At 61.1% G+C, this 12,736-nt stretch carries 9 protein-coding genes and 1 tRNA gene; 5 read left to right on the forward strand and 5 right to left on the reverse strand.

Annotated features, from left to right (window positions below):
- Positions 1–199: 199 nt before the first annotated feature.
- The 4 genes from WC026_RS02835 to cpdR all read right to left on the reverse strand — a co-directional run bounded on the left by WC026_RS02835 (position 200) and on the right by cpdR (position 1,701).
- Positions 200–922 carry a tetratricopeptide repeat protein gene (locus WC026_RS02835; protein WP_372709289.1) on the reverse strand — a complete coding sequence of 241 codons (723 nt, stop codon included), beginning with the start codon at positions 920–922 and terminating at the stop codon, positions 200–202.
- An 83-nt stretch (positions 923–1,005) separates the two neighbouring features.
- The gene (gene ykgO / locus WC026_RS02840) at positions 1,006–1,131 is read right to left on the reverse strand and encodes a type B 50S ribosomal protein L36 (protein WP_013216601.1); all 126 of its coding nucleotides are present in this window, start codon (positions 1,129–1,131) and stop codon (positions 1,006–1,008) included.
- 19 nt (positions 1,132–1,150) lie between these two features.
- Positions 1,151–1,225, reverse strand: a tRNA-Val gene (locus WC026_RS02845).
- Positions 1,226–1,314: 89 nt separating this feature from the next.
- Positions 1,315–1,701: a cell cycle two-component system response regulator CpdR gene (gene cpdR, locus WC026_RS02850; RefSeq protein ID WP_013216602.1), complete on the reverse strand. Its 387-nt coding sequence runs from the start codon at positions 1,699–1,701 to the stop codon at positions 1,315–1,317.
- A 265-nt stretch (positions 1,702–1,966) separates the two neighbouring features.
- On the opposite strand from cpdR, the gene WC026_RS02855 reads away from it, so the two are divergent.
- Both WC026_RS02855 and hisN read left to right on the forward strand, forming a co-directional pair.
- Positions 1,967–2,866 carry an N-formylglutamate amidohydrolase gene (locus tag WC026_RS02855; protein ID WP_372709290.1) on the forward strand — a complete coding sequence of 300 codons (900 nt, stop codon included), beginning with the start codon at positions 1,967–1,969 and terminating at the stop codon, positions 2,864–2,866.
- Positions 2,867–3,415: 549 nt separating this feature from the next.
- Entirely contained in the window at positions 3,416–4,246 is an 831-nt protein-coding gene (gene hisN, locus WC026_RS02860) for a histidinol-phosphatase (protein ID WP_372709291.1), read from the forward strand.
- Positions 4,247–4,270: 24 nt separating this feature from the next.
- On the opposite strand, the gene WC026_RS02865 is transcribed toward hisN, so the two are convergent.
- Positions 4,271–5,239, reverse strand: coding sequence for an alpha/beta fold hydrolase (locus WC026_RS02865; protein ID WP_372709292.1), 969 nt, complete (start codon positions 5,237–5,239; stop codon positions 4,271–4,273).
- A gap of 204 nt (positions 5,240–5,443) precedes the next feature.
- On the opposite strand from WC026_RS02865, the gene WC026_RS02870 reads away from it, so the two are divergent.
- The 3 genes from WC026_RS02870 to WC026_RS02880 all read left to right on the forward strand — a co-directional run bounded on the left by WC026_RS02870 (position 5,444) and on the right by WC026_RS02880 (position 12,698).
- Positions 5,444–5,896 (forward strand): Hsp20 family protein, encoded by a 453-nt coding sequence (locus WC026_RS02870; RefSeq protein ID WP_372709293.1) that lies wholly within the window; start codon positions 5,444–5,446, stop codon positions 5,894–5,896.
- Positions 5,897–6,487: 591 nt separating this feature from the next.
- A complete protein-coding gene (gene gltB, locus WC026_RS02875) occupies positions 6,488–11,212 on the forward strand; it encodes a glutamate synthase large subunit (RefSeq protein ID WP_372709294.1) in 4,725 nt (1,574 codons plus the stop codon).
- A 46-nt stretch (positions 11,213–11,258) separates the two neighbouring features.
- Positions 11,259–12,698, forward strand: coding sequence for a glutamate synthase subunit beta (locus tag WC026_RS02880; protein ID WP_372709295.1), 1,440 nt, complete (start codon positions 11,259–11,261; stop codon positions 12,696–12,698).
- Positions 12,699–12,736 lie beyond the last annotated feature (38 nt).

The raw sequence follows: 12,736 nt of genomic DNA on the forward strand, positions 1-12,736 counted from the left end.
CGGCAAACGCATAATTCACGTCATGGCCGCGAAGGCGGCCATCCACGCTGCGATCCGCGCATCGTCGGCTTGCCTGCCGGAAACGGCCGCCACGGTGGGGGGCGCATTGCCGACTCGCCTGCGTCGAGCCGACCAGGAGTGCCATCGGCGCGCTCGGCAAAGGATGACGGCGGCCTAATGCGGGTCCTCCGTCAAACGATCAGATGCCCTGGCCTTCGACGGCTTTCTTGAGTTCGTCGCGGGACGTTTGGGCGCCCTCGATGTTCGGGTGGATTTTCAATAGCTGATCGTAGGCTTCGAGCGCGGCTTTCTTCTCGCCCATCTGCATCAGGATCTTCGCCATACCGTCCAGCGCCCGGAAATGGTTCGGATCGAGCGCCAGAGCACGGCGCAAATCTCCCAGCGCCGCCGGATAATTATTGAGTCGGTATTCAATATAGGCGCGATGGCTCCAGGCCTCGGCGTAGTCGGGCGCCAGATCGACCGCCGCGTCGAGCAGCGGCATTGCCTTGTCGTTCTCGTTCTTCGCGGAGAACAGCTCGGCGCGATCGATCAGCAGGTTGACCGTATCGCCGCCAGAGAGCCGCCAGAGCCGCTCGATGGAGGCACCGATCTCGCCGCCAAGCTGATGGTCATCGGTCGTCGCCAGGAACGCGTAGAGATTGCTGAGGGTCTTGAAGGCTTCCTCCGGCGACTTCGGCCAAGGCAAGCCCATCATGCCCGGATCGCCGCGCTCAGCCGTTCTCGGCGCTGGAGCGGTTGGCGGTGGGGACTCGCGCTTCGGTGGCACTGATGGCGGCGGTGCCGGGACTTGCCGTTCGGGAAACGGCTGAGTTTTCAGAAGCTCGTCGTCTGCTGCCGCAGGCGCGGCAGCCGCAGCTATGGCTAGTCCGACGACAAGAATGCGCGCGCGAGCTATCATTCCCCGACCCTAGCGAGCGGCGGGGAAGCGGTCAAAAAGAGTCTCGTGAATTCGCAGTAACGTCCAGGGGCGCCAAACGGGCATCAGCCCTGGCGCGCCTTGAACCTGCGATGCGTCTTGTTGATCACGTAGACGCGACCCTTGCGACGGACGACGCGATTATCGCGGTGTCGCGAACGAAGGGATTTCAAAGAATTTCTAACTTTCATAACGACACCGGTTAAAGGATGGTGGGCACTACAGGGATCGAACCTGTGACCCCTACCATGTCAAGGTAGTGCTCTACCGCTGAGCTAAGTGCCCGAAGAAGCGAGCTTCTAGGGGGATTGATCCCTGTTGGTCAAGCCCTGACCGAGGGGTTTCTTGAATTATGCCGGAGTTGCCGCATGGGATCATGCCGCAAGCAGGCGATCCACCTCACGCACAAGGTCCTTGAGGTGGAATGGTTTTGACAGGACACGGGCCTCTTTCGGCGGCTGGTTCTCGCTATTGAGCACCACCGCGGCAAAACCCGTTATGAACATAATCTTGAGGTCGGGATCGATCTCGCTGGCGCGACGGGCAAGCTCGATGCCGTCCATCTTCGGCATCACGATATCCGTGAGCAGAAGCGTAAACGGCTCGCGCTTCAAACGCTCATAAGCCTCTTCGCCGTTTTCGAAGGCGACGACGTCGTAATTCGCTTTTTCCAGCGCTTTAACGAGAAAGCCGCGCATCGAATCGTCATCCTCCGCAAGCAGGATGCGGCGCAGCGGCAGACTTGATGGCTTAACAGGCATGGGAACTCTGAATTGAAGCGGAACTTGAACGTAACCGATACTGCACAGTCCGTCTGGCGCAAACTTGGCCCCAGTTTGGTAAACGTTGCATGAAATTGTGGAGAGTTGCAGCGAAGTCGCGCTTCGAGAACTTCTCCAGGCATTCGGCGTTATCTCCCGCCGGCTAGCTTAAGTCACGCATGGACTTCCCCGCTACTCGTTGGCAGAGTGTCAAATCTTTCGTCGCCAATTTGTCGCGGAAGCAATCGAAGGCATCCTATCCCGAATGTCCGAAGCCCACCTTCACAGCGTGCCGTCCGCCTTCTTTCCATCCTTCGATGTTCTTTCGCCGCGTCTGCAAACTGCGCCTTTCGTTTTTTCGTCGCCGCATTCGGGCAGGCTTTATCCGCCGGAATTTCTAGCGATTTCACGGCTCGATCCGAAAACGCTGAGGCGATCGGAGGATTGCCTCGTCGATAAGCTGTTCGAGCCTGTCGCCGCGATGGGCGCGCCGCTGATCAGCGCCCGGTTTCCGCGCGCATATCTCGATCTCAACCGCGAACCCTATGAGATCGATCCGGAACTTGTCGAAGACGACGTGCCCGCGCATGCCAACACGCAATCCGTTCGCGTGGCGGGCGGACTTGGAACGGTGGCGCGGATCGTCGCTGATGGAGAAGACATTTATCCCAGCCGGCTGAGCCTCGACAGCGTGCTCTCGCGAATCGAGCAGCTCTATTTTCCGTTCCATGCCGAACTCTCGCGGCTCATTGCCCAGACGAGCGAAATGTTTGGCTACGCGGTCCTGATCGACTGCCACTCGATGCCGTCGGCGGCGATGGCGCCGGGCGGGGCGCTCCGGCCCGACATTGTGATCGGCGACCGGTTCGGAGCTTCATCCGACCCGCGGCTGACGCTGCTCGTCCGCGACGAGTTTCAGCGGCAAGGTTTCAAGGTGCAACTGAATCGTCCCTACGCGGGCGGCTACATCACCGAGCATCATGGTCGTCCGGCGCACGGCACGCATGCCATCCAGCTGGAGATCAATCGCGGGCTTTACATCAACGAAATGACGTTCGAGCCGAACAGCGGCTATGTCGCGCTCGCCAGCGCGCTCAAGGACATCGCGCAGCATCTCTTTGCGGAAGTGCCGGCTCTGCTCGATTTCCGCACTGCAGCAGAGTAACTGCCCTCGCCTCCTTATTAACCTTCCGAGACATGCCGGCTACCGGCGTCGGTGCGGCCAAGAAAAAAGGGCCGTCCGATACCGAACGGCCCAAGTCTAGGGAGGAAACGCCCAAGGAGGGCTGCGAAGCGCGAGCACAAGCTCACATATCGCACTGCACAAAATAACGATGCATTGCATTACAGACAATTGCGATTTATGCAGGTCTGAGAAGTGGAAAGCGCGGATCTCCCATAGCCTTATGGCGGTGCAATATGCCGCATAAAGAAAGGCCGTTCGTGAGAACGGCCCAAGTCTAGGGAGGAAACGCCCAAATTGGGCAGCGATCGCGAAAAGCGTGTTCACACAACCGCATCATAAAGATGATATGCTTCGGTGCCGCTCGCAATCTCTACGAGTATACCGATAGCGCATTCACAAATAGATGTATCTAGCGCGCCACAACTTAGGTTACTTGGATGTAACTATTTTAATATTGTACCTTGTTCTCAATAGATTTGCTCAAGTTGTACAATCAGAGGCAAGCAACTGAATTCACGGGGTGAGCGCGTGTCCGGGTCGTTACCCGCAGCAGATTTTCAAGCCATCGTGCGAGTGGCCCATGAACTGGCCGATATCTCCGGACCGGTGATCCTCAAGCACTTTCGCAAAGCCGTACCTGTGGAAAACAAGGCTGCGGGCGGCGCCTTCGATCCCGTCACGAAGGCCGACCGGGGCGCCGAAAAGGCGATCGTACAAGCTCTCGCGGCAAAAATGCCCAACGACGGGGTTGTCGGCGAGGAATTCGGCACGAAGCCCGGCACGAGCCCCTATCAGTGGGTGATTGATCCAATCGACGGGACGCGGTCTTTCATCATCGGATCGCCGCTGTGGGGCACTTTGATCGGCGTCCTCCGAGACGGAAAGCCGCTCTTCGGGCTGATGGACCAGCCGTTCACGGGCGAACGCTTCTGGTCCGGCGACCGCGCGTCGTATCATAGCGTCGGCGGCGGGCGGCCTCAGCGCCTCAAGACACGGGCGTGCGCGAGCCTCGAAGACGCGGTGCTGGCGTCAACACATCCGGATCTGTTCGAGGGCGACGATCAGGTTGCGGCGCTGAACAGCCTCAAGGCCGTTGCACGACTGACCCGATACGGCGGCGACTGCTACAATTACTGCCTGCTCGCGGCCGGGTTCATCGACATCGTGCTGGAAACCAATCTGAAGCCCTACGACATCGTCGCGCTCATTCCGATCATCGAACGGGCGGGCGGGCGCGTCACGACATGGACGGGCGGCGACGCGGCGAGCGGCGGCGACGCGGCGAGCGGCGGCGACGTCATCGCGTGCGGGGATGCCCGCCTGCACGAAGCCGTGCTGCGGCTGATCAACAAGGCTTAGACTTTTCAGTTTCAGGCTTTTTCTTCACGCTTTTTCAGGCGATGCGGCCGTGATGCCCATGTAAGCGTCGAAGGCCGCCCAGAAGCGCTGGCGCACGGAGTCCGTCTCTTGCAGGATTTCGTGGCGCGATCCCGGCATCAGGATCTGCGCACCAAACTTCAGGTCGACGGCGAAGTCTTCGATCGCCTGGGTGGAGACGACCTTGTCGGCTCCGGCAGCGAATAGCATCATTGGCACGCAGACATACTTCGGATATTCCGGCCGAAGCAGCATCGCCGTGCTTCTGAGCGCCGCTCTCAGCCAACCGACGGTCGGCGAACCGGTCGCGAGTTCCGGCGCGGCTTCGATGATCGCCTTGTTGCGCGACCAGCGCACATGGTCCGACGTCAGCCGGTTGGTTTCGAAATCCTTGAAGTCATCCGGCTCATCGCCTCCGCCCCGGACATACGTGCCCGCGAAGCCGAACAGGCACGCGACATTGGCATATATCCGCGCGACAGCGGGGCTGACGCCGAGCATATTTTCGTGAATCGCGATCATCGGCGCCATGAGGATCATGCGGGCGAAGGGACTCGCCTCGTCCTGCGCGCCGCGGAGCAGGATGTTGCCACCGAGCGAATGCCCCAGCCCGATCAACGGTTGCGGCAGCGCCGGCTTTACGATCTCGTCGATGAAGATCGCCAGATCGCGGTCGTATTCCGTGAAGGCGAGTACGTGGCCCTTGCGCGGGTTCGACAGGAGGCGCTCGGAGCCGCCCTGGCCACGGAGATCGAAGGTCGCGACGGCGAAACCGCGGCGGCGGAGGTCGGCGATCACTTCGAAATATTTTTCGATGAACTCGGCACGCCCTTGCACGATGCAGACGGTTCCGCGAACGGGGCCGCGCGTCGGCTCCCACAGCGCGTAACGCAGCTTCAGGCCGTCGTAGCCGTCAAATTCCGAAACCGTCGCGCCGCTCGGCACCGGATTGATCGAGAGTGATACGAGTTTCATGGCGCTCTCTGGCTTTCGGACGCATCGACGGCATTAACGAAGTCTAGCGTGCCCGGGCCATGCTTGGCAGCCCATCGTCAGACCTCTTGAAGTGGAATTTGGCCTTCCTACTTCTCTGTTGCGGTTGCCGCGAAGCGGGGCCGCAACGAAGAGCCGGACCCGATCCGGACGGCTCACATGTCGCTTCTCATGGAGGATATGTTCATGCGACACACTGAATTTGCTCCCTTCTATCGTTCCGCAATCGGTTTCGACCGCCTGTTCCAGATGCTGGACCAGTCGACGGGCTTCGATAGCGAATCGACTTATCCGCCGTACAATATCGAGCGGACCGGCGAAAATGCGTATCGCATCTCTCTCGCGGTCGCAGGTTTTTCGTCGGAGGAGCTGAAAATCGAAGTCAAGGAGCAGACGCTGTCTGTCTCCGGTGAGAAAGCCGCGGAGACCGAAGGCAAGACGTTCCTGCATCGTGGCATCGCGGCGCGCGCCTTCGAGCGGCGCTTCCAGCTTGCCGACCACGTCGACGTGACGGGCGCCAAGTTCGAGAACGGCTTGCTGCATGTCGATCTCGTGCGCAACATCCCGGAAAGCAAAAAGCCGCGAACGATTGCGATCGGCTCGAGCGAAGCTAAGCAGCTTGAGGCGAAGGCCGCCTAAGCTCGCATTCGAAGTTATTTGAAAATACTTGGCAGCCGCGCTCCCCCCGGACGCGGCTGCTTTGCTGTGCCACCGAGTGCAGGCGCTGCCTGACGTCCCGTGGATGCGGCCTGCGCGGCCATGACGACGGGAGGGAAACTGCGTCGTGAGGCCTGCAAAATATAGCGCTCACTGCAATTTTTGAATGCGAAAAACATCGTCCAAAAGTTATATGCTTTTCCGCTTGTGCGGTGAACGCAAATATGTAGAATGCAGCACATAGGTCAGTATTACTGACCTTTATTGGAACGCCGATGCTGCATTTGAAAGCACGTCCGCCAGATGTCCGGTCGCCCTTCACGGCGGCCGCGATAAAACGCATGCGTCGAAAATCGACGCGTTAATCGCCACGGCCCCTGCGCGCTTTTCCGGCATCCTTCGGCAGACGCTGAGCCTGGGACATAGTTTCGCCGACACGTAAGCGCGCAGTTCGGGGGCACCGCCGCCACTCATATAGAAATGCAAATCGCGGCCATCTCTCACGAGCGAGCCGCGCGACCCGACCCCGACAGACATTCGCAGAGAGGCCCAACGAGGCCTGACGAGGCAGAGATGAGCGAAGGTTACCTACCCCCGCTGGAAGATGAGACCGGACCGGACGGCCGCCCGGCGCCTGAGGGACTTTTTGATCCGGCGCTCGAGCGGGATGCGTGCGGCGTCGGCTTTATCGCCAATCTGAAGGGTAAGAAATCGCACTCGATCGTCGAGAGCGCGCTCAAGATTCTGGAAAACCTCGAACACCGCGGCGCGGTCGGAGCCGATCCGCTGTCGGGCGACGGTGCCGGCATCCTCATTCAAATCCCGCACGATTTTCTGCAGGCAGAAACGAAGGCGCTCGGCTTCGATCTGCCGAAGTTCGGCGATTATGCAATCGGTCATGTGTTCATGCCGCAAGACGAGCGGCTGCGAGCGCATTGCGAACGGGTCTGGGCCAGATGCGTCAAGGAAGAAGGCTTGAAGTTCCTCGGCTGGCGCTCGGTTCCGGTCGACAACGGCTGTCTTTCGCCGGCGGTGCGCACCAGCGAGCCGGTGCACCGTCAGGCTTTCATCGAGCGTCCGAGTTCGATCGCGGACCAGGATGAGTTCGAACGGCGTCTTTATATCGTTCGCAAGGTCGTCTCCAATGCGATCCACGACGCCTACAAGGGCCGTGACATTGGCCACTATACCGTGTCGCTGTCGACGCGGACGGTCGTCTACAAGGGCATGTTCCTGTCGTACCAGGTGAAGGCCTACTTCAAGGACCTGTCGGATACACGCCTGACATCGGCGCTGGCGCTCGTGCATCAGCGCTTTTCGACCAACACGTTTCCGTCGTGGAAGCTCGCGCATCCCTACCGGATGGTCGCTCACAATGGCGAGATCAACACGCTGCGCGGCAACGTCAACTGGATGGCGGCGCGGCAAGCCTCGGTCTCGTCGCCGTTGTTCGGGTCCGACATTTCGAAGCTCTGGCCGATCTCCTACGAAGGTCAGTCCGATACAGCATGCTTCGACAACGCGCTCGAATTCCTGACGATGGGCGGCTACAGCCTCGCGCACGCGGCGATGATGCTGATTCCGGAAGCGTGGGCCGGCAATCCGACGATGGATACGAAGCGGCGCGCGTTCTACGAATATCACGCCTGCCTGATGGAACCGTGGGATGGCCCGGCGGCGATGGCCTTCACCGACGGCCGTCAGATCGGCGCGACGCTCGACCGGAACGGGCTCCGGCCCGCGCGCTATCTCGTGACCAAGGACGACACCGTCATCATGTCGTCGGAGTCCGGCGTGCTGCCGGTCGAGGAAGACCGGATCATCAAGAAGTGGCGGCTGCAGCCCGGCAAGATGCTGCTGATCGACCTCGAAAAGGGTCGCATCATTTCGGACGAAGAATTAAAGGCCGAGATCGCGGCGAGCCATCCTTACGAAACTTGGCTGAAGCGCACGCAGATCAAAGCGTCGGAGCTGCCGCTGCCGGCCAAGTCCGCTGCTTCGGCGAAGTCGAACATCGCGCTTCTCGACCTGCAGCAATGCTTCGGCTACACGCAGGAAAGCATCAAGTTTCTCCTCGCGCCCATGGCCGAACGCGGCGAGGAAGCGATCGGCTCGATGGGTACCGACACGCCGATTTCGGCGCTGTCGTCGAAGTCGAAGCTCTTACACACCTACTTCAAGCAGAACTTCGCGCAGGTCACCAATCCGCCGATCGACTCGATCCGCGAAGAGCTGGTGATGAGTCTCGTCTCGTTCATCGGGCCGCGTCCGAACATCCTCGAACTCGAAGGCACGTCGAAGCAGAAGCGCCTCGAGGTCGACCAGCCGATCCTGACGAACGAAGACCTTGAACGCATTCGCGGCATCGGCGCGGTCAAGGACAACGATTTCGCGTCGATCACGATCGATATCACCTACCCGGCCGAAAAGGGCGAGCTGGGCATGGGCTCGGCGCTCGACGGCGTCTGCGCGGAAGCGGAAGAATTCGTGCGCGCGAAAGAATACAACATCATCATTCTGTCGGACCGTCGCGCAGGCCCGGATCGCATTGCCATTCCGTCGCTGCTCGCGACGTCGGCGGTGCATCATCACCTCATCAAGCAAGGTCTCAGAACGTCGGTCGGTCTCGTCATCGAGACGGGTGAAGCGCACGAGATCCATCAATTCTGCACGCTCGCCGGATATGGCGCGGAAGCGATCAATCCCTATCTCGCATTCGAGACGCTGTATTCGATGATCCCGGATCTGCCCGAGGGCACGACGCCGGATCTGGCCAAGAAGCGGTTCATCAAGGCGATTGGCAAGGCCATCATGAAGGTGATGGCGAAGATGGGCATCTCGACCTATCAATCCTATTGCGGCGCGCAGATTTTCGATGCTGTCGGCCTCAGGTCGAGCTTCGTCGATCGCTACTTTACCGGCACGCACACTCAGGTCGAAGGCGTCGGCCTGCGTGAGATCGCGCGCGAGACGGTCGAGCGCCACAAGGCGGCGTTCGGCGATTCTCCGGTACTGGAAAACGCGCTCGACGTCGGCGGAGATTACGCCTACCGCGTGCGCGGCGAAGCGCACATGTGGCGGCCGGCAACGGTTGCCGACCTGCAGCATGCTGTACGCGGCACCGATAACGCCGCCGCGATGAGCGGTCGCGTCCCGCAAAAGTTCCGCGACTATTCGAAGTCGATCAACGATCAATCCGAACAGCTGATGACGCTGCGCGGCATGTTCCGCATCCGCTCGGCGGAAAGCATGGGCCGCAAGCCGATTCCGCTCGACGAGGTCGAATCGGCGGCCAGTCTCGTGAAGCGCTTTTCGACCGGCGCGATGAGCTTCGGCTCCATCAGCCGCGAAGCGCACACAACGCTCGCGATCGCAATGAACCGTATCGGCGGCCGCTCCAACACCGGCGAAGGCGGCGAAGAATCCGATCGCTTCAAGCCGCTGCAGAACGGCGACTCGATGCGCTCGGCGATCAAGCAAATTGCGTCCGGCCGCTTCGGCGTGACGACGGAATACCTCGTCAATTCCGACATGATGCAGATCAAGATGGCGCAGGGCGCGAAGCCCGGCGAGGGCGGGCAGCTTCCGGGACACAAGGTCGACGCGACGATCGCGAAGGTGCGTCACGCGACGCCGGGCGTCGGCCTGATCTCGCCGCCGCCGCATCACGACATCTATTCGATCGAAGACTTGGCGCAGCTCATCTACGATCTGAAAAACGTCAATCCGCAGGCTGACGTTTCCGTCAAGCTCGTGTCGGAGGTCGGCGTCGGCACCGTTGCCGCCGGCGTCGCGAAGGCGCGCGCGGACCATGTGACGATCTCAGGCTTCGAGGGCGGCACAGGCGCGTCGCCGCTGACGTCGATCAAGCATGCAGGCAGCCCGTGGGAAATCGGCCTTGCCGAAACGCATCAGACGCTGGTCGGCAATCGCCTCAGAGGGCGCATCGCGGTCCAGGTCGACGGTGGCGTCCGCACCGGGCGCGACGTCGTGATCGGAGCGTTGCTCGGCGCAGACGAGTTCGGCTTTGCGACCGCGCCGTTAATCGCGGCGGGCTGCATCATGATGCGCAAGTGCCATCTCAATACCTGCCCGGTCGGCGTCGCGACGCAGGACCCGGTTCTGCGCGCCCGGTTCACCGGCAAGCCCGAGCACGTCATCAACTTCTTCTTCTTCATTGCGGAAGAGGTGCGCGAGATCATGGCGCAGCTCGGCTTCCACACGTTCAGCGAGATGATCGGGCAGACCGACCAGCTCGACAAGGATCGCGCTATCGAACACTGGAAGGCGCGCGGCCTCGATTTCACGAAGCTATTCCACAAGCCGAACGCGCCGAAGGGTGTGGCGATCTACAATAGCGAGCGCCAGAACCACGGCCTCGAAAAGGTTCTCGACGTCAAGCTGATCGAAACTGCGAGGCCGGCGCTCGAGGCGAGGAAGGCGGTCAAAGCCGAATTCGCGATCAAGAACGTCAACCGTTCGACCGGCGCCATGCTGTCGGGCGAGGTCGCGCGGCGCTACGGCCATGCGGGGCTTCCCGAGGACACGATCTGGCTGTCGCTCAAGGGCACGGCGGGGCAGGCCTTCGGCGCGTGGGCGGCGCACGGCGTAACGCTGGATCTGATCGGCGAAGGCAACGACTATGTCGGCAAGGGTCTTTCCGGCGGCAAACTGATTGTGCGGCCCAATCCGAAATCCAGTATCACGCCGGAAGATTCGATCATCGTCGGCAATACGGTGCTGTACGGCGCCATCGCGGGCGAATGCTATTTCCATGGCGTTGCCGGTGAGCGGTTCGCCGTTCGCAACTCGGGCGCCTATGCGGTCGTCGAGGGCACAGGCGACCACGGCTGCGAATACATGACCGGCGGCGTCGTCGTCGTGCTCGGCGCGACGGGGCGCAATTTCGCGGCCGGGATGTCGGGCGGCATTGCCTACGTGCTCGACGAAAAAGGCGAGTTCGAAAACCATCTCAACAAGGACATGGTGCAGCTCGAGGCGCTGACGGCCGATCCCGGCTCTCTGCAGAAGCTGGCGCAGCAGGGCGGAGACGTCGCGATTGCGGTGCGTAACGTGATGGTCGACATGCGCGAGCAGGATGCTGAGCGCCTGCACACGCTGATCGCGCGTCATGCGCATTACACCAACTCGAAACGGGCGCAGACCATTCTCAAGGACTTCGGCGCCTACCTGCCGAAGTTCAAGAAAGTCATGCCGGTCGAATATCGCCGCGCGTTGACCGAGCTAGCGAAGTCTCGCGAGACGAACCGCGAAGCTGAAACTTCGGCGAAAGTCTAATTGAAATCGCGACCGGACAACGGAACGAACAGGAAGTCGAAATACAATGGGCAAGCCGACGGGTTTTCTCGAGATCGATCGCGCCGAGCGCACTTACCGGCCGGTCGAGGAGCGACTGAAGCACTGGAAGGAGTTCATCGAGCCGCTGGCGGAAGCGAGCGTCAAAGGCCAGGCCGCGCGCTGCATGGACTGCGGGATTCCGTATTGTCACAACGGCTGCCCGGTCAACAACCAGATCCCCGACTGGAACGACCTCGTCTTTCACGGCGACTGGAAGAAGGCGGCGCAGAACCTCTATTCGACGAATAACTTTCCGGAAGTTACGGGGCGCATCTGCCCGGCGCCTTGCGAAGCGTCCTGCACGCTCAATATCGACGACAAGCCGGTGACGATCAAGACCATCGAGTGCGCGATCGCCGACCGCGCGATCGAGGAAGGATGGCTGCAACCGCAGCCGCCGCACAGAAAGACCGGCAAGAAGGTTGCGATCATCGGATCGGGTCCGGCGGGGCTCGCGGCGGCGCAACAGCTGGCGCGAGCCGGTCACGACGTTCACGTCTACGAAAAGAATGCGCGCCCCGGCGGTCTGCTCGTTTACGGCATTCCGGACTTCAAGATGGAAAAGATCGTCATCGCGCGGCGCGTGAAGCAGATGGAAGCCGAGGGCGTGACATTCCATTGCGGCATTCATGTCGGACAGGATCTTTCGGCGAAGTATCTCGAAGGCAAGCACGACGCGGTGCTGCTCGCGTTGGGTTCGGAGACGCCGTTCGACTTTTTCGCCCAGTCGTCCGGCCGCGATCTCGAAGGCCTGCACTATGCGATGGATTTCCTGCCGCAGCAGAACCGGCGTAACGCTGGCGAACCGCAGAAGCCGAAGACCGACGAGATTTCGGCGAAGGGCAAGCATGTGATCGTCATCGGCGGCGGCGACACGGGCTCGGACTGCATCGGCACATCGTTCCGGCAGGGTGCAAAGAGCGTCACGCAGCTCGAAATCATGCCGGTGCCACCGACGAAGGAGAACAAAGCTCTGTCCTGGCCGCACTGGCCGCTGAAGCTGCGCATCTCGACGTCTCAGGCCGAGGGCGCGAAGACCGAGTACTCGATTTCGACGACGGGATTCGGCGGCGAAGGCGGCAAGGTGAAAAAGCTGAACTACACGCGCGTCAACGCGAACCTGCAGCCGATCAAGGGTACGGAAGGCGCGCTCGATGCCGATCTCGTCCTGTTCGCGATGGGCTTTTCCGGCCCGGCCGAGGGCGACGTCGTCAAGGAGTTGCAGCTTCCGGTCGTTGCGCGCGGACGCTTCAAGGGTCTCGATGCGACGGATCGCGACTATAAGCTCGGGAATTCACCGAAGCTGTTCTGCGCCGGCGACGTTCGCCGGGGCCAATCGCTCGTCGTGTGGGCGATCCGCGAAGGTCGCCAAGCCGCGCACGCGATCGACAAGTTCTTGATGGGAACGACGGAGCTTCCGCGCTGAAGGCGGCAAAGGTCGAAGAAGAGCGCGGACGCTTCGAG

Origin of the sequence: Hyphomicrobium sp., from assembly GCF_041674905.1 — a bacterium.
Classification (GTDB): domain Bacteria; phylum Pseudomonadota; class Alphaproteobacteria; order Rhizobiales; family Hyphomicrobiaceae; genus Hyphomicrobium_B.

Coding starts and splice junctions, on each gene's coding strand:
- WC026_RS02835 (WP_372709289.1), bottom strand. CDS start 922: ATGATAGCTCGCGCGCGCATTCTTGTCGTCGGACTAGCCATAGCTGCG.
- ykgO (WP_013216601.1), bottom strand. CDS start 1,131: ATGAAAGTTAGAAATTCTTTGAAATCCCTTCGTTCGCGACACCGCGAT.
- cpdR (WP_013216602.1), bottom strand. CDS start 1,701: ATGCCTGTTAAGCCATCAAGTCTGCCGCTGCGCCGCATCCTGCTTGCG.
- WC026_RS02855 (WP_372709290.1), top strand. CDS start 1,967: ATGTCCGAAGCCCACCTTCACAGCGTGCCGTCCGCCTTCTTTCCATCC.
- WC026_RS02865 (WP_372709292.1), bottom strand. CDS start 5,239: ATGAAACTCGTATCACTCTCGATCAATCCGGTGCCGAGCGGCGCGACG.
- WC026_RS02870 (WP_372709293.1), top strand. CDS start 5,444: ATGCGACACACTGAATTTGCTCCCTTCTATCGTTCCGCAATCGGTTTC.
- gltB (WP_372709294.1), top strand. CDS start 6,488: ATGAGCGAAGGTTACCTACCCCCGCTGGAAGATGAGACCGGACCGGAC.
- WC026_RS02880 (WP_372709295.1), top strand. CDS start 11,259: ATGGGCAAGCCGACGGGTTTTCTCGAGATCGATCGCGCCGAGCGCACT.